The sequence below is a fragment of the Bradyrhizobium sp. Pha-3 genome, from assembly GCF_042258615.1.
Classification (GTDB): domain Bacteria; phylum Pseudomonadota; class Alphaproteobacteria; order Rhizobiales; family Xanthobacteraceae; genus Bradyrhizobium.
In genome coordinates this window covers 7,422,152-7,439,756 of the sequence record NZ_CP170152.1, presented here as the reverse complement: position 1 = coordinate 7,439,756, position 17,605 = coordinate 7,422,152, and the positions used below count along the sequence as shown (strand labels likewise).

The window sequence follows — 17,605 nt, the reverse complement described above, 5'->3', positions numbered from 1 at the left end:
TCGCGGGGGGGCGGTGTCCGACAAGGCTGCCCGAAGGCACTTCAGGCGCCGCCGACTTTGCAGCGACTCCTTTAACCGGGCGTTTTCAGTCTTGCCGTCAGCTCGCTAGGCCTAGTGGGAGGTCCTGACTCTGTGGGTGGAGCAGAACTTTGATATTTTGAGGAGCCATCCATTGATGAGACTGACGATTCGTGAGCCGGAACGCACACGAGAAACAGTCTCATGATGGACGACCAGGTGTTCAGTTCCAGGCTTGATGGTGCATTCTTATCGCACGATGCGAAGGATGCGCTATGGACAGTGCTGCACGGCTGCGCCACCACGACGGATGCAATCCGTCGAGCACTACAAGATAGTTCAAGAAAGTCTGAGCGCGCCAGGCGCTAGGGGATCAACCAGAAGACTGTTGCGAAATGGAAGGAGCGCGAGACCGTCGACGATCTCCCGACAGCCGGAAGGAAGCCAAATCGACCGTGCTTTCCATCGAGGGGGAGGCGATCATAGTCGCTTTCCGGCGGCATACACCGCTGCCGCTCGACGATTACTCTATGTGCTCCAGCCGACCGTCAGCGCGGTCATCCCTTCATCGCTGTCTCCAGGCCGTGGCATCAGTCGATTGCGGGAGAGAGCAAAGAATTCAAGATGCTTACCCGATCGGTCATTTCCACATCGCATCGCTGGGCTCCAGGCCGCTGAAGGTAAGCTCTACCTCTACATCGCGATCAATCGTACCAATTGAGACTCGACCGAGAGCGGTGACACGACGCCTCTCATTGCGATTCCTGACAATTCCGTTACGAATTGAGGAGACGGGCACCACCACACTCGTGACGAAGTCAGTCTGCCACCGTTAAAAGGCGTCAAAGCTGAGGGATCGCGTTAGGTAGAGGGACTATGGAGTGCAGGTACTGCATGGAAGGGAGCGCCGCCGGATCAATCAACGCCGTGACGTATTGCCACCTCCGTGTGCCTGCCTGCGGTAAGGATCACAGAGTTTCCGGCGGGGCTGCTATCGGAGAATGCCCGGCGATGAATGAGCCGACGCGCGGCCGAGCCAGCCCACAGATGAAGGGGGGACGCCAATAACGAAGTATTCGACGATGACGTCACCGGGACGGAAAGCCGTCGATCGTCACGATGCTCAAAGAGCAAAGATCGACCATTCGTCGCCGGGACAGCATTGCTCAGCGCGTCCGGCGGCGAGATCAACCTTCAATGTCCCTTGAAAACAGGCTTTCGCTTCTCCGCGAACGCGCGCACACCCTCTCTGTGGTCGAGAGTCTGCATCGTTCTCAGGACGTTTTCCGCCTCATAATCCAACGACTCAAGGAATGTGGAGTTCACGGCGTGGTCCAAATTGTCCTTCATGAGGCCGAAAGCGATCGGAGGCCCCCCTGCGAGCGATGCCGCGAGCGCGAACCCAGTTTCGCGTAAATCCGCGTCCGGCACCACCCGGTTGACGAGGCCGAGCGCTTCCGCCCGGTGCGCATCGATGCGTTCGGACAGGAACATCAGTTCACGTGCGCGGGAAAATCCTACCAGTCGCGTCAATAGCCAGGCGATTCCGTAATCGCCGGACAAGCCGATGCGAGCATATGCGGTGGTCAGAATGGCTGACCATGCGGCAATGCGCATGTCGCAGGCAAGTGCGAGCGCAAGACCCGCGCCCGCTGCCGGACCCGGGATGGCCGCAACAGTCGGCTTTCTCACCGCGACCAGCGCACCGGTCAGCGTTCGCTGTTCGACGCGAAGATCAGCGCGTTGCTGCTCGAAAGTCACATGCGCAGTTCCCGAACTCTGGTTCATGCTTTTTATGTCGCCACCTGCGCAGAAAGCAGGTCCCGCGCCGGTGATTAGGATCGAACCCACTTGCGGGTCATCACCGTAGAATTTAATCAACTTGCACAATGCCGCTCTCAGCCGATTAGATAAGGCGTTCCGCGCCTCCGGCCGATTAAGCGTGATAATGGCAACTCGGGTACGAATTTCCGCCAACAATTCATCTGTTCCTGAATCGATTTCCAATCTTTCGGACATGCTCGATGCTCCATGTTCACTCGTGATGATGAAATCATCATACCATGAAAGCGAACTGCGGTGAAACCTACCAGGGTACGACGATCTCGCGCACACATCGGTATGCGACATCCCAATACGCAATGGCAACATACATAAGTGACAGATGACAAGCTCATTATCAAGGACCCCACTTGCCAACGCTAGGCGACCGTCGTCGTTTCACGCGCATGTTGGCCACCGTGTCCGGTTGAAGACGTCTGTGTCCAGGATCCAACACCAAGAATGTAAGCATTCTATCGGCGCGTCATGAAGCACGTGGATTTCTGTTTCATCAAGAAAGGCCGCACAATGATTTTTGCGGCACGCCGATTGCAACGGACTGAGAAAGGATCTTTGCCACAAGGCAGTCTCGCGGTCCCCGCCCAGGAGTTCAAATGAAGCTTCCCGCTCTATCTGGATCAATTGCATAGACCCTGCACTTATAGTACGCGTCCGATTGATGCTTCGCTGCGTCCGTGGCGGCGAAGCTGACGGGCGAAACAAGGGCTCGAAGTGCCGACACAGTCGTTCCGGACGCTCGAAAAGAGCCGGCCTCGAATCTCGATTTCGCGTTCGTGGCTGCCATGCCCCGGAATGACGCCGAACAAACCGAAAGCACCCATGTCCAAAAGCTTGACTGATTTACTCGCCATTCTCGACCTCGAACCAATCGATGCGAACCGGTTCCGCGCCAACAGTCCGAACACGAGCTGGCAGCGGGTGTTCGGCGGTCAGGTGATCGGGCAGGCCCTGGTCGCGGCATGCCGCACGGTGGAGGGCAGGCTCCCGCATTCGCTTCACTGCTATTTCATCAGCACCGGCGACGTGCAGGTGCCGATCGTTTATCAAGTCGAACGCCTACGGGACGGCAGGAGCTACTCGACACGGCGCGTCACTGCGATCCAGCATCGCAACGCGATCTTTTCTATAATGGTGTCGTTTCACGCCGAAGAGGCGGCCGCTTTTGACCACCAGGACAAGATGCCCGACGTGCCATCGCCTGAAGAACTCTCCGCAGAGGGGGAGGCTGAGCGGCCGATGTTTCCCGAAACGCCGGAAATCCTCCGCCACAATTATGCGATCGAGTTGCGGCCAGTCGAAATCGGCCGGTATTTGGGTCAGAAGATCGAAGACGGCCGCTTTCATATATGGATCAAGACCTCGGCAAAGCTGCCCGAGGATCCAGCGCTGCATATTTGCGCGCTCGCCTATGCTTCGGATTATCCGCTGCTCGACGCGGTCATGGTTCGTTACGGCCGCACACTGTTTGACAATCGCATGATGACGGCAAGCCTCGACCACGCGATGTGGTTTCACCGCCCGTTCCGTGCGGACGAATGGCTGCTCTACGCCCAGGGGTCTCCAAGCGCGCAAGGCGGACGCGGCCTCACGCGCGGGCTAATCTTCAAGCCCGACGGCACGCTGGTGGCGTCCGTCGCGCAGGAAGGCTCGGTGCGCGTGCCGCGCGCTCAGCCTTGACGTGCGCTCGAACGTGCCTCGTTCCACCAACTCATGACGACATTTTTGCCAGCGTAATGGCCAGCGAAAGGCCCAAGGAACTGGGATGAGAAACGCGCACGCAGTCAGATGTTCGCGACGACCCGAATGAATCACCGAATACATAGTGAGTCAGACCAGTGGCCCCTGACTTGCTGAGCCACGGCATCTCGCTCAGGATATGCCTACGTAAGGTGATTCGAAAAGCGCTGCGCAAGGTGAGCGCCCGGCCCGTCGAGACGTTTGGCCGTACTCCACCTGATGCGATAGTGACCGGCAAAGCCACCTCTAGTCTGCCCCACGCCGTCCAATGATCGGCCTGCAGCATCGACCAACGGAGCAGCGGAGCGGAACGTTGGATCGACGGGTCGGAATTGGCGCTGCCATAAGGACGCTATCTGATTTGGTAGCTGCCCAAGCGATGTAGTTAGTGGTTTAGTTTGGATGAGCCACGACGGCCGATCGAGCAGCCAGCAACATTTTTATAGTGCGACCAGCTCGGCCAGATGTCGCCAAGCCGCGCTGTCGTATCGATTCATCTGAGAGATCCGGCGCGCGTTCGTGGCAGATGACAATGGAGCGTGAAATGCAACAGCGATCACCCATCTCTGATGGTGTTCGTGCGACCGCACACCTTCGGAGTACTGAGGTCGACCTCCGTTACGACCGTCCGGATCTGGCGAAGATATCGCAAGTCAGGCCAATACGCTCGACGAGAACGGGCCGTGGGCGTGGAGCGGCGGCGCAACACCAACCAGTGTACGTGCGAACAGGTCGCGCAGCCGCGGGGGCTCCAGACCTGATCAAGAAAACGCCAGAGAAGGGGCTCCTTGCGGGCGTTGCAACGGTCAATGCCACCCATTTCGGCCTGGGGTTGCCGGCTGCATGGTGGTCGCTTAACGACTACACGATGCTCGCCGGCACTCACGGGCGCATGCAGGAAGATCGATCACATGCTGAAGATGGCCGAGCAGTGGCGGATGCCGCTGGTTCTACGCGCTACTGCTTCGGTTGCAATGAGGCGATGTTTGGCAGCCGCGACGATGTTGTTGCGAAGAAGAGCACCTCGATCGGTATGGCTGGGTCGACTATGATCGACGGCCGTGGCCCTTGCTATCTATCACCGTGCGGAAGTTGGGCGGTCTCTTCCAGCCTCCTAACGGCGTCATTGACGTCCTCGTGGAGGATGAGGAGGAAGCGAACGCCGCACAAGAATCTCTGTCCTATTTTCAGGGCCCGGCAGTGATTAGTAGCCGAGCGCAAGCCGTTCGACTTGATCGCCAGCAACCGCTAGCATCTCAAAGGTGCGATCGGCTCCGCTTCGGGAGACAAAGTCGCGCACCTTCTGCAGCCTTGCGCCGCATTCGACCTGCCGACGGTATAACTGTGCGGTACACCAGGCGTCGTCGTTACGGTCCGAGACTAACCGTGCTGCGGTTGAGTATTGTGCTGCGCGAGGGCTATGGCCTGCTGCAACGCCATCGACCCCGGGGAGAGACACGGTGGATCGTGGCGGCTCTGCGCCCGTTCCCGGTGTCGCCCCGCCTCGCATCAGTCGCAAGCGCCCGCGTATCGATGCCGAGTAAGCGGGGCCGCGCTCGCGGCGTCAACACCCTAGCATCGCATGGCCGATGATATACAGGAGCATCAGCATGGCTGGGAAAGTGGCGCCCTCTATCGGAGTGCTATCGCATCTGCGGATCGTCGAGATCGGTAGCTCAGCTGCAACCAGCTATTGTGCGCGGTTGTTTGCCGATTTCGGCGCCGATGTTCAGAAGGTCGAGCCGCCAGCAGGCGACCCACTTCGCCTCAGCGCGCCACTCACGTCCGGGGGCGAAAGCGCGTGGTTCGCATTCCTGAACTTAGACAAGTCAAGCACTATCATCGATGCCGCCGACCCCGACGCGATCACACGGCTGACGGCACTGATCGAGAATTGCGACATTCTGGTCGATGGCCGCGATGTGGATTCCGCGGATTGCCCGTCCATTGATGTCGCCGCGATCCGGCAGCGACGCCCCGGGTTGATCTACCTCGAAACGAGCTGGTTCGGCCGCGAGGGTCCCTATGCAGACTTCGCCGCAACCGACTCGACAGTTCGCGCCCTCGCCGGCCTTGTCAAGCTGGTTGGACCGGTCGATGGGCCGCCGTTGCACGCACCGGATTTCCAGACCGGCATCCTAGCCGGCTTGTGGGGCTTCATCGCCGCGGCGTCTTCGGCATTTGCGCGAATGCAGGGCGGGACAGGTCGGTCGTGGTCGCTCAGCATTTTCGAATCGAGTCTCGCTCTTAGCGAGTATCAGACGTTCGAGGCATTTGCGCGTGGCGACGTGATGCGCCGGATGGGCATTAACCGGTTCTGGCCGAACTTTCCAACGGGCATTTACGAAACCAAAAAAGGTTGGCTCGGCGTCACGACAGGAACGCCAGCACAGTGGCGCGCATTCTGCGACATACTCGGCTTGTGCGAATTGCGTGATGATCCAGCTCTGAACCTCGTCGAGGATCGTCTGCAATACATCGAGCAGATCGAACAAAAGTTTGTGCCTAGGCTGAAGACGCGGACAGCGCAAGAGTGGTTCGCGGAGGGACTGAAGCGCAAGATCCCGATCGTCCCAGTACCCGAAATATCCGATCTGCTCCAGGACGCGGAGAAGAAGGCGCGCGGCGCGATCGTTCCTGTTCTGATTGGCGAAGAAGAGGGCCTGACGGCTGGCTCGATGCAGCGTCTGACATTGACGCCGCCCCGCCGGGGCGGAAAGGTTCCGGATCTCGGCGAGCAGCAGGCTTTCGCGAACATCCGAACGCACTTGCCCCTCACCGCGGCGGGATCGCCTGGCTGCATCGATACTGACCGGCGGCCGTTGCAGGGAATTCGTGTCATCGACTTCTCGATGGGGTGGGCGGGTCCGTTGTGTACTCGCACACTGGCTGATCTTGGTGCGGACGTTATCAAGATCGAGGCAATCCAGTATCCGGACTGGTGGCGGGGGGTTGATCGACGGCCGGCTTACGTCGACGCCCAGCTGTACGAAAAGACAGTGCGCTTCTGCATCATGAACCGGAACAAACGCGGTATCACACTCGACCTTACGCGGCCGCAGGGCCGCGCACTTGCCAAGGGGCTTTTGGCGAAAGCCGATATTGCCGTCGACAATTACTCGGTCGATGTGCTGCCGAACCTCGGGCTTGGCTACGACGTGCTCAGAACGCTGAATCCGCGGCTCGTCGTGCTGTCGATGTCAGCCTTCGGTGCGAACAGCATCTATCGCAATTGCCGGGCCTACGGCTCGACTCTCGAGCAGGGCTCGGCGTTGCCAAGCGTGATCGGAAATCTCGACGGGCCTCCCGTGATGAGCCATGTCGCCTTTGGTGATGCCGTCGGCGGATTGAACGGCTGCGCCGCGGTTCTGGTTGCGCTGATTCACGCCTGCAACACAGGGCAGGGACAGTTCATTGATCTGGCGCAGATCGAATGCATGATGCCATTTGCGGCGCCATGGATCACCGTCCAATCGATCGGCGGTATGCCGCCGAAGAGGTATGGAAATCGACATCCTCAGTTCGTGCCACATGGCTGCTTCCGATGTGCGGGTGAGGACAATTGGATCATCGTCGCAGTGACCGACCAGGACATGTGGCAGAGGCTTGCCATCCTTATTGGCCGAGCAGACTGGGCCACGAACGCATCGCTGAAATCTGCTGAAGCTCGCCGCGGCATCGAGTGTGAGATCGAGAGAGACATCGGAGCCTGGACGTTCGCCCGCGATGCGGATCAGGCGATGTCCGAGTTGCAAGCCGCAAGGGTTGCGGCTGGCGTGGCCCGCCTGCCAATTGACCTGCTCAAGGATCGGCATCTGAGGTCGCGCGGGTTCCTGCAGGAACTCGAACGTGCTTTCATTGGTTGGCACCCGCAACCCTCAATGCCGATTCGCGAAGGTGGGGGCCCCTATGCGCCCCGCATAGCGGCGCCGACGCTCGGACAACATAACAGAGAGATACTATCAGGGCTTCTCGGGCTCTCCGACACCGAGATCGCACAATTGGAAGGGGAGGGCATCATTGGTACGGCGATGCTCTCCGAAGAGGAACTCGCAAAAGCAAAGAAGGTGTCGTCAGGCTGACAAGTCGACGCCACGGCCCAGAATTGACGACCCTCAGGTTTACAGTTCGGGCCTCTCCTGATCAGACATTCATGATGACAAGGCTCGGTTCGTCTTCTGCCCGAGCTAGCCGTCTGACGACCTAGAATCCACTGAGGAACTTCACACCGAGGCTGACTTTCAGCGATGGTTGTCGGCGACCAGCTTGTCTCAGGTACTCCGCGAACTTGAACATTATGGCGTGCGCAAGCTCATTGGAGAGACATCCCTTGGGGTGTATGCGGGGTGGCCCACCGTCGCGCTCTCGATGACAATCATAGGGCGTAGACGCGTCAGTGCTCGGCCGGGAGTTCTGATGGCGAGCAGCGCGTCGCGATCCTTGATCAAGCACTTGACCACTTTTCTTTTAGGCCTGAATAGGAGCCGTATGCCCGAGATTCCATGCCGGGTTGAAATTTGACATACATAGATAGTTGATATTGTTGTCCCGGAGCAGTGTCGTATGCTCAAGGAGTCGCAGTGATGGGTGTAAGTTATCGGCCCTCTCTGTTCGCATACGCGTCACGTGTGCATTCAATTGCTTCCAAAGCTGCCATCCGTCTCAATGCGCTCGCACACGGCTGTGTCACCGTGATCGACCATTCCAGCACCCGACTCGCGCCGGCACCGATTGCACGACCGGTGATCGACGGTTTTGCCTTGCCGCCGCCTGCCGGGTCTCCTTTTGGGCTTAGCACGCGCGAAAGCTCAATGCGCTGGCGGAAGCGCTGGTCAGACCGGCAGAGCTGTTCTCATCGGTGGGCGAGCAGACGTGAGACTGATCGGCACACCGCTCGCGATCCGCGCTATGCGATTAGCAATGCACCCGCAATCACATCGAAGAAGGCTTCGTTGGGTAAAATCGACCGAGACTTCGACCAGTTCAAGGTGCGGTGTGCCTCGATAAGGCCAAACGCCGCGGTTATTCTGACATTGACCGCTACCTGATCCGTCTCCCAAGCTCCTGGAAGGCAGCACCCATAGACAAGTGGGGTATCGTTGAGACTATGAAGCCAAGTTTCCCGACCTAATTGGGCTGGGTTACATCCTGCTTGGCAAATCCGAGCAGAATTCGCCTTCGGATGCGCACAGAGTGATTTCCAGCAGCACCGACGGTTCTTGGTCTGGCAGCGACGTCATGGATGAAGGGCGAGCTGCAACCAGATCGTTGAAGATCAGACTTGTTTGGAACGCTTCGGAGTGGACTTCATGGCGACGGCGCCCTTATCAAAAGCCTTCGAATTACCTCCTAGTCTCCACGACTGGCAGGGAGCCTAGATCAGCGCGCATCCCAGCGCTAACCGCTCCCGAGTTTCGCCCAGCGCGCAGCTGGTTACCGGGAAGCTCAAAGGCGCTTCAGTTCTCTGAAGTCGACAACTCGCGCCTACATGGCAGTATGCATGCGTAGCTCTGAATGACAGAACACTACCAGACCTGGTAGGTTTGTTGTTCCCGGTTCTCAGGTAGTTAGTAGCTGGGCTGGGACGAATGCGGCGTCAACATTGTCTGCCGAGGCTCACAACGTTCCGGTCGCTATGCCGATAGCATCTGATTGAGGAACGGGTGGTTGTTCATTGAACCACTTACTTGCAGAGGAGGCGACTATGGGGGGAGTGACTGACGAGCCACGTAATATGCAGGCTTTCGAAACCCTAGAATCAAATGTCCGCTCATACCCGCGTTCGTTTCCGGCCGTTTTCAGTCGAGCGCGCGGCTCTATTATGTTAACGGATGATGGTCGAAAGGTCATCGACTTTCTCTCTGGGGCAGGAGCGCTGAACTACGGCCACAACAATCACCAGATCAGAGCTGCTATAACTGAGTATCTAGCGTCGGATGCCGTAGTCCACGGGCTTGACATGGCTACACCTGCGAAGCTGAAATTCATGAAGACGTTCAGCTCCGTCATACTTCGAGAACGTGGTCTGCAATACCGTTTCCAATTTACGGGACCAACAGGCGCTAATGCTATCGAGGCAGCTTTAAAGCTCTCGCGTAAAGTCACAGGACGTCAAAATATAATCTCGTTCACGAATGGATATCATGGCATGAGTCTAGGAGCGATTGCTGCGAGCGGTAATCGTTTCTACCGGAAAGCCAGCAGCGTTTCTTTATCTGGCGTAACTTTCGTGCCCTATGATGGCTACTTTGGGCCAGCTGTTGATACGGCTGACTATTTGCGAAAGGTATTGATGGACGAGAGCAGTGGCATCGATTGTCCAGCTGCCATTCTCGTCGAAGCTGTGCAGGGAGAAGGTGGTATAAATGTAGCCAGCAAGCAATGGTTGCAATCAGTTCAGGCCATAGCAAAAGATGTTGGCGCTCTTTTCATAGTTGACGATATCCAGATGGGCTGTGGTCGCACGGGCGATTTCTTTAGCTTTGAGTTCGCTCCGTTGTCGCCAGATATTGTCGTGCTGTCGAAGTCGCTAAGCGGGTACGGTCTGCCATTATCCATGTTGTTGATCAAAGAGGAATTCGACGCCTGGCGTCCAGGAGAACACACAGGCACGTTCCGAGGAAACAACCTAGCGCTTGTATCTGCGACCGCAGCCATCGATATTTATTGGCGGAGTCGGACATTCTCTCAAGGAGTGCAGCGCATGGGAGAACTTATGCAGGGTCGACTTAGGGCCATTGCATCGGAGTATGGAAACGCTTTTGCTGTTCGAGGGCGGGGCATGGCATTGGGCTTTGATTGCCAAATGACCGAAATCGCCGAAGCTACGACACGCAAGGCATTTGAGAAGGGATTAATTGTCGAGCGGTGCGGACCCGTTGATCGGGTCATAAAGTTCTTGCCTGCACTCACGATCGACTCTGAGACACTAAATCAAGGCCTTGAGATATTCGAGAAATCCTTGGCCGAAGCAGATCAGGCTGGCAGTAATCTGACTTCCGCTGTTCTTTCACACTCCAAATAAAGGAAGCACGCGTGGCCTACGAAACCATCAAATGTGAGGTCGCCGAGCAGATACTCACCATCACTTTGAACCGGCCGGAGAAGCTCAACGCCTTCAGCCCGACCATGCAGCTGGAATTGATGGATGCCTTCGATTGCGCCGAGAAAGACGATGACGTCCGCGCCGTGATCGTGACCGGCGAAGGCCGTGCCTTTTCCGCGGGCGCAGATCTCTCCCGGGGCGCCGACTCATTTGACATCGACGCCTGGCGTGGACCGGTGAAGCGACTTCGCGATGGCTCGGTGGATTATAGCGATCCGAACGTCCGCGACAGTGGCGGTCGGCTCACGTTGCGGATATTCAGATGCCTGAAGCCTGTAATCGCCGCGGTGAACGGGCCGGCGATCGGTATGGGCCTCACCATCCTGCTCGCGATGGATATCCGCATTGCGTCTGAAGCCGCGCGCTTTGGCTTTGTGTTCTCCCAACGTGGCGTCGTACCGGAGGCAGCCTCGAGCTGGTTTCTGCCGCGCATCGTGGGCATCGCGCAGGCGCTGGAGTGGTGCTACAGCGGGCGGGTATTCCCAGCGCAGGAAGCGCTCGCCGGCCGGCTGGTCAGCAAGGTGGTGCCGCCCGATCAACTGCTGCCGACCGCGCATGCGCTCGCTCGGGAATTCGCCGCGAAGACCGCACCCGTGTCGATTGCGTTAATCCGGCAGATCATGTGGCGCATGCTAGGCGCCGATCATCCCATGGAAGCCCACAGAATCGATAGCCGCGACTTTTATACGCGCGGGCGTTCCGCCGATGCCCGGGAAGGCGTGATGGCGTTCCTGGAGAAGCGGCAGCCGGTGTTCAACGATAAGGTGTCAGCCGACATGCCGGATTATTTTCCATGGTGGACGGAGCGGGAATACAAATAATTGTTATCACGGCTAAGCGAAGTGTGAGCTGGGACGTTGCGCCTGTAATTTTGTTCGCAGAATCCGATCATGTGAGGTCACGGCACGATGGGTGGAAGCGGTGATGTGGACGAAGCGTACGGTGTCGGCTGTGCAGATCGACGAGCCAGAGTTCTGCGTCGGACGGAAACGCCCCAACCTTCATTGACTCGACAGGATCGTGGGTCGTCAGTCTGCGACCTTTTTTCAAATGTCGGCACCGACGGTCTCGCCGAGCGAAAGTGGCTTGCTCCGCTTGAGGGATTAGTACAGGTCTTCCGTCGTTAATCCCTTGAACCTCAGCTGGACCTCTCGCGCCGGCGGTTGTTAACCCATAGTCTCATCGGCGATTGTTGGTAATCGTCAGGAGTCGTGTCAACTTCCTCGATCGTGAGTGGCGGCGCGTCGTGTTCATAGCGGTCAATGAAGGGGTGTTCGTCAACGACCAGCAGCGGTCGGACAAGCCGGGCGACATCCATCTATCGCAGGTCCACACGCCACCGCTCAAGAACATTCCGTTGCCCTTTGAATTCTGATGTATGCCAACAGCACTCCCTATGAATCATCGAACAACTCACCAGAGTAGATAGTGCAGCGATCCATTGTTAATACTGTACTCTCAGTTAGCAGTTCGTCGATAAGCCGGATCGCAGATCATTACGGACCAGGATGCAGCAATGACACGCGTAATTAATCCGTTGCAAGTCTCGCGTTTCCTTCAAGTGTATGACGATGCCGCCGCCCAGAAAGGTATCAAGATTTCGATTGGGGTTGATTTTGATGAGTACGTCGCGATCACAGGGGCCACCCCAACAAAGAAGCGAACATATCCAAGTTTCCGGCCAGATCGCTCACCAATTAAATCCGGCGATGGGTATTGGATCATAGGCGTCGACAAGAACAACGAGATTGCGCTTACAGACGCTGCCCGATTGTTTGATCTTTCGCAGAGCAACTTTGCAGAACACCTTCAATCTCTGGAGGCATTCTACGCGAACCCGACCATGCATGCACATCCTCAGGACCGCTGTGCCTGCAGAGCGCCAAGCGCGAAGAAGATAACCGGGAGAGTAGCCTACCACGGAGATCTTTGGGTTCGCAGAGACTTTAGAGGGAAGGGTTTGGCCAAGATCACAGCGGCAATAGCACATGGCGTGTCTTTTGCCATGTGGGCTCCTGACTTCTTATGTTCTCTTGTGGCAAGCTTTTCCATGGATAAAGGGCTCGTTTCGCAATACGAAATGCTGCATCGTGAATCAGGAGGGGCAATATTAAGGCTGATGGAGGAGGATATTGCGGACGACGACTGGCTTATTTGGCTAACCGGCGAGGAGTTGAGGAACCAGGTTGAGCGTCACGATAGAGCCGAGCTGCTTTTAGCTGTGTCATCTTCGCCGGCGCGTACATAGCCCTGGTGCGCAGCTGCGCCGTGCTGGCCGTAAGAATTTGGCGCTGATCGGCAGCATTGGCGCCTTTGCCTTGGCACATATCTCATCCTCTGGAGGAGGTTTCCTCGTTGAAACAGTTCGTGACGATGCAGGCGAGTTCCTCATGAGGCCACAGTCGTCGAAGCAGACGATCGTTATGCGTCGGAGGTTTGCCGGAATGGCCTGTCCATAGATGCCGCTGTGGCACCATGACATTCTCAGCTCTCCCAAACTCCGAAGCAGCTATTGCGGCCCATGCGGACGCCGTGCGCCCGCTAGTGGCGTCGCTACCGTCGTACACCTAGATACTTGGACTTCCCGAGCGCTATGTCGGGAGTTGGCTGGGCAAGATGAGTATCAGGTATTGTTGCAAGAGGTGGTGATCTGATCATCCCCATTGTCAGGTTCAAGTAAGTGTCGCGCTGCTTAGATCGTCTCGATCTCACTCCAGAGAAACGCCGGCGTTCTGAACACAACCCGCCGAATGGCTGGGTCGGGAAGAAAAAGCACTCGGCTCAACTCAGCTGGAACGGCAAATACCTCGATGAGGATACCGTGGACAGGCAGTTTGCAGGTTCGAATATGGCGGTAAGCGCGCGTGTTGGGCAGAGGTCGAGAGCCAGCTTTGCCCGCGCGCGGCTGGTTTTCCCTGATGGCACATCGCGAGTGACCATCGAGCGGGATCCGATCCCGATCTATATCGAACGGGGAGTGGGTAGCCATCTGTTCGATGTCGATGGGCGCCGATTTCTTGACCTCAATTGCAACTTTACGACGTTGATCCATGGTCATGCCTTCGCGCCTGTCGTGGAAGCGCTAACTCATCAACTCCAGCGCGGCAGCTGCTTCGCCAATCCGACAGAGAGCGAGATCGAACTTGCCGAACTACTTGGTGCCCGGATTCCGCGGATTGATCGTGTTCGGTTCGTCAATACGGGGACTGAGGCTGTGCTGTTTGCGATCAAGGCTGCGCGGGCCTTCACCGGACGTTCGAAAATCGCCAAGCTCGAGGGCGCCTATCACGGCGCCTACGACTGGGGCGAGGTGAGTTTGGCAGCGGCTCCGGACAATTGGGGCGGTCCCACCGCTCCCAAGTCTACGGCCTTCTATAGCGGGATGCCTACAAGCGTGCTCGATGAAGTTGTTGTGCTCCGCTTCAACGATGTTGAAGGCGTACGCCGATTGTTGTCATTGCATGCGCATAATCTTGCCGCGGTCGTTTTGGATCCGATGCCAAGCCGAGGTGGCTTAATTGCACCGAAGCCTGAATTCATTGCTGCGGTCCAGGAAGCTGCGGGTGATAACGGCATTCTGGTGATTGCTGATGAAGTCCTGAATCTCAGGCAGAGTTTCCGTGGTGCTTCAGCCCGCTATGGCCTTGTTCCGGACCTTGTCACGATGGGCAAGATCATCGGCGGCGGTTTGCCGATTGGAGCAATCGGCGGTCGCGAGGACGTGATGAAAGTATTCGATGCCTCAGCGGGCCGGCCACTGCTTCCGCAAGGGGGCACATTTTCCGCCAATCCGTTATCCATGACAGCGGGTCTTACCGCAATGCGGCATCTGGATCATCCGACTTTTGCACGCCTCGAGATGCTTGGAAACATTGTCCGGGACGGGATTCGTCGGGCCATCTCAAACCAGGGCGCGTCACTGTGCGTGACCGGAGCCGCCTCACTGTTCCGTATCCATCCTATGGCACAAGTCCCGAATGATTATCGTGAGGCCTATCCCGCGCCCAGGGCAGCAATTCTAATGAAGCAACTCACGCGTTTCTTTGCGGACAACGGTATCATCCTGCCGCACGGCGCCACGGCTTCGATCTCGACACCGATGACTCTCGTCGACGCTGAGTTCATCGTCGATGTGTTCGCAGGCTTTCTCGATAGCCACCAAGACATGCTGGATGCAATAGAGGAACGCACATGACTGAACAAACGGTTGCGGAGTGTATCGCCCGCCTTTGCAGCGTCATCTCAAGGTGATCTTCGGCCGGAACCCGCCTTCGGCTGTGACTCTGTTGCGAAGCGATTGGTATTCGGCAACTCGCGTCCCATGGAAGGACGTAGGCGGCTTGATGGGTAGCTTGTTCGGTTGGAATGGGCTGCGTCGCAACCTTGCTGGTGTCCCTCTCTCACCGAGGTTTGCAATCGAGCGTATCCATTGTTGCTTTGATGCGGGAGGTTGAATGCGATCAGCCTGCGACTTCTCACCACTCGATCATGCTGCGAGTGCGCGAGCGTGCGGATGTAGCGGCCGGGTCATCACAGCTTACCGCGATTTAGGAGGACGCTCGATCTTGCGCTGGCCGATCAGCGAACCTGGCTGATTCGGTTCGCAAGAAGTTGTTGCGGTGCTATCGGCGCATCCATATCGTGCTTATCAGCTTCAGCGAAGCCAGCGAGGTCGGTACGATTTGGGAGGCGGCTCCATCGGGGCGCGACCATCTCGTGGGTGAGACACTATTCGGTGAGATATCGCGCTGTGGCACGGGCCAAGTTAGCCGAACCACAACAGTTAGGAGGCGTCGCCGAGCGTTCGCCATATGGGGGCTCGATGCTGAAGGCCGCGCGATGATTGGGCCGCAGGCATGCGCAGCTATTGCAGCTCGCATGGAGTGGTTGGCCCGGATCATCAGGATAAGGAGACCGGAGTTCGATTACAGCTCGTTAGAGCGATCATTGCCGGCAGACGGTTGCCAGAACACTCATGAACGAAAGGATCTCGGCTGCGATACTCTTTCGCGAGCGAGTGAGGACCGCATCGGTATAAGCATGGGAGCGCCATTCCATGGTCGCCGATCAGCGCCTCGATCCCGACGGACGAGAACAAAAGCCTTCCGCTACTGTGTCTCTCGCTTTTCGCGGGCGGTCGAAAAGTCGATCGATATGGACGAGGCGATGTAGCTCGCCAACGAACGAATTGTGTTAGGAAATCAACTGTTCGGGGGGCGTCATCGGGCATGCGGACCGGGCCAAACCGCTGCGGGACTATTGCCTGGGTCTGGTGCTGCCGCGTGAACGCAAGAGCGTGGAGCCAATGGCGGCGGTGACGCCGCCGGAGCGGACGGCAGCGCAGCATCAGTCGCTGCTGCATTTCATCGGCGAAGGGCGCTGGTAGGACGAGCGGGTTTTGGTCAAGGTGCGTGAGATGGTTTTGCCGGCGTTGGAACGGCACGGGCCAATCTCGGCTTGGATAATTGACGACACGAGCTTCCCCAAGCAAGGCCCGCAATCGGTGGGTGTCGCGCACCAATATTGCGGTCAGCTCGGTAAGCAGGCCAACTGCCAGGTCGCGGTATCGCTGTCGGTTGCTAATCACCATGCGGGTCTGCCCGTGGCCTACCGGCTGTATCTGCCAAACGACTAGGCGAGCGATCGGGTACGTCGGCGCAAGGCAGGTGTTCCGGGCTTCAAGACCAAACCAGACATCGCGCTTGAGCAACTGCGCTGGGCCCTGTGAGGCTGGTCTACCGCGCGGCGTCGTGTTGCTGGATGCTGGCTATGGCAACAATAGCGAGCTGCGCACCGAGATTACCAAGCTCGGGCTGACCTGCGCGGCCGAAATTCTGTCGACGACCACGGTGTGGGTGCCCGGCACCCGCCGCTGCCGGCGAAGAAATGGTCCGGTCGCGGCCGGCCGCCGAACCTGATGCGGCGCGACGGTATGCATCGGCCGCTCTCCGTCAAAGAACTCGCGCTCGGCCTGCCGACGCGGGCATGGAGAACCATCACCTGGCGCGAGGGCACGGCCGATCACCTGTCTTCTCGTTTTGCTCGCTTGCGCGTTCGTGCCGCGCATCGTGATTACTGGCTTTACAACCGCCGGCCCGAAAATGGTTGCTGATCGAATGGTCCAAGGGCGCGAAGGAGCCAACAAAATATTGGCTCTCTACACTCGCGCAAGATACCCCTTTTTCTGTTCTCGTCGATATCGCCAAGCAGCGTTGGCGCATCGAGCGTGACTATCAGGAGCTCAAACAAGAAGTTGGGCTCGGTCATTACGAAGGCCGAGGATGGCGAGGCTTTCATCACCATGCCACGATGTGCATCGCAGCCTACGGGTTCCTGATCTCGGAGCGGGGCGCGATTCCCCCCTCAGACCCTGGTTCCGCCGCGTCGTTCCCGCAACTTGTCCTATCCGACGGTTACCGCCCCAGAGGATTCCGCCCTTGCGGCCTGAGCGGCACTTTCCGAATTCGATTGCAACGGTGCGCAGACGATTGTTCGCCGCCCTAATCAAAACACTGCCGCGATGCCCGTGCTGCGAAGCTCCCATCGCTCGACAATCGCATCCGAGACATTTGTGACACAGTAAGACTAGCAGACCGTTGAAGAACTCAGCCGCGTTCGCAAACGAAGCTTGTATCGTCCTCGTTGTGTATGTAGAAGTGGCCGACGAGCACTGCCACTATGCCGATCAAACCCATCCGACCGGAGATAGGCTCATTCTCGTCGTGCCCTTCCCACGAGAATTCAGCGCAGGCCGAGCCGTCTCGCGCGCCGTAGCGGACGTCGAGAAAGCCCTTCAGCGCACCGAAGGCGATCTCACCGCCGGAGCTGCGATGCGCCTCTAAAGACAAGATCGAGGAAGTCACTGTCCTAGTACCCACTTTTCTTGGATCGTGAGTCGTGATT

The 17,605-nt window shown here is 57.8% G+C and carries 9 protein-coding genes and 3 pseudogenes; 10 read left to right on the top strand and 2 right to left on the bottom strand.

What is annotated here, in order from left to right:
• Nucleotides 1–1,212: 1,212 nt before the first annotated feature.
• Nucleotides 1,213–2,037: an enoyl-CoA hydratase-related protein gene (locus tag ACE10Z_RS34790; RefSeq protein WP_375784816.1), complete on the bottom strand. Its 825-nt coding sequence runs from the start codon at nt 2,035–2,037 to the stop codon at nt 1,213–1,215.
• Between the two features lie 642 nt (nt 2,038–2,679).
• On the opposite strand from ACE10Z_RS34790, the gene tesB reads away from it, so the two are divergent.
• The 10 genes and pseudogenes from tesB to ACE10Z_RS34740 all read left to right on the top strand — a co-directional run bounded on the left by tesB (nt 2,680) and on the right by ACE10Z_RS34740 (nt 17,206).
• On the top strand, nt 2,680–3,537 hold the full coding sequence (gene tesB / locus ACE10Z_RS34785; protein ID WP_375784815.1) for an acyl-CoA thioesterase II: 858 nt from the start codon (nt 2,680–2,682) through the stop codon (nt 3,535–3,537).
• Between the two features lie 1,670 nt (nt 3,538–5,207).
• Nucleotides 5,208–7,679: a CaiB/BaiF CoA transferase family protein gene (locus ACE10Z_RS34780; protein WP_375784814.1), complete on the top strand. Its 2,472-nt coding sequence runs from the start codon at nt 5,208–5,210 to the stop codon at nt 7,677–7,679.
• A 1,652-nt stretch (nt 7,680–9,331) separates the two neighbouring features.
• Complete coding sequence (ectB, locus tag ACE10Z_RS34775; RefSeq protein ID WP_375784813.1) at nt 9,332–10,621, top strand: diaminobutyrate--2-oxoglutarate transaminase; 1,290 nt, start codon at nt 9,332–9,334, stop codon at nt 10,619–10,621.
• Between the two features lie 11 nt (nt 10,622–10,632).
• Entirely contained in the window at nt 10,633–11,523 is an 891-nt protein-coding gene (locus ACE10Z_RS34770; protein WP_375784812.1) for a crotonase/enoyl-CoA hydratase family protein, read from the top strand.
• 425 nt (nt 11,524–11,948) lie between these two features.
• Nucleotides 11,949–12,077 (top strand): hypothetical protein, encoded by a 129-nt coding sequence (locus ACE10Z_RS34765; protein WP_375784811.1) that lies wholly within the window; start codon nt 11,949–11,951, stop codon nt 12,075–12,077.
• Between the two features lie 141 nt (nt 12,078–12,218).
• Nucleotides 12,219–12,950: a hypothetical protein gene (locus ACE10Z_RS34760; protein WP_375784810.1), complete on the top strand. Its 732-nt coding sequence runs from the start codon at nt 12,219–12,221 to the stop codon at nt 12,948–12,950.
• Nucleotides 12,951–13,550: 600 nt separating this feature from the next.
• Nucleotides 13,551–14,897, top strand: a complete 1,347-nt coding sequence (locus ACE10Z_RS34755; RefSeq protein ID WP_375789993.1) for an aspartate aminotransferase family protein — start codon at nt 13,551–13,553, stop codon at nt 14,895–14,897.
• Between the two features lie 1,077 nt (nt 14,898–15,974).
• Nucleotides 15,975–16,337 (top strand): annotated as a pseudogene (locus tag ACE10Z_RS34750) (transposase).
• A pseudogene (locus tag ACE10Z_RS34745) lies at nt 16,291–16,814 on the top strand (transposase). Before ACE10Z_RS34750 ends, ACE10Z_RS34745 begins: the two co-directional pseudogenes overlap by 47 nt.
• A complete protein-coding gene (locus tag ACE10Z_RS34740; RefSeq protein WP_375784809.1) occupies nt 16,808–17,206 on the top strand; it encodes a transposase in 399 nt (132 codons plus the stop codon). The pseudogene ACE10Z_RS34745 and the gene ACE10Z_RS34740 overlap by 7 nt, the downstream one beginning before the upstream one ends.
• Nucleotides 17,207–17,307: 101 nt before the next feature.
• Here the strand turns inward: ACE10Z_RS34740 and ACE10Z_RS34735 are convergent.
• Nucleotides 17,308–17,569, bottom strand: a pseudogene (locus ACE10Z_RS34735) (hypothetical protein); the annotation flags it as partial.
• Between the last annotated feature and the right edge of the window lie 36 nt (nt 17,570–17,605).

Coding starts and splice junctions, on each gene's coding strand:
- ACE10Z_RS34760 (WP_375784810.1), top strand. CDS start 12,219: ATGACACGCGTAATTAATCCGTTGCAAGTCTCGCGTTTCCTTCAAGTG.
- ACE10Z_RS34780 (WP_375784814.1), top strand. CDS start 5,208: ATGGCTGGGAAAGTGGCGCCCTCTATCGGAGTGCTATCGCATCTGCGG.
- ectB (WP_375784813.1), top strand. CDS start 9,332: ATGCAGGCTTTCGAAACCCTAGAATCAAATGTCCGCTCATACCCGCGT.
- tesB (WP_375784815.1), top strand. CDS start 2,680: ATGTCCAAAAGCTTGACTGATTTACTCGCCATTCTCGACCTCGAACCA.
- ACE10Z_RS34790 (WP_375784816.1), bottom strand. CDS start 2,037: ATGTCCGAAAGATTGGAAATCGATTCAGGAACAGATGAATTGTTGGCG.
- ACE10Z_RS34755 (WP_375789993.1), top strand. CDS start 13,551: ATGGCGGTAAGCGCGCGTGTTGGGCAGAGGTCGAGAGCCAGCTTTGCC.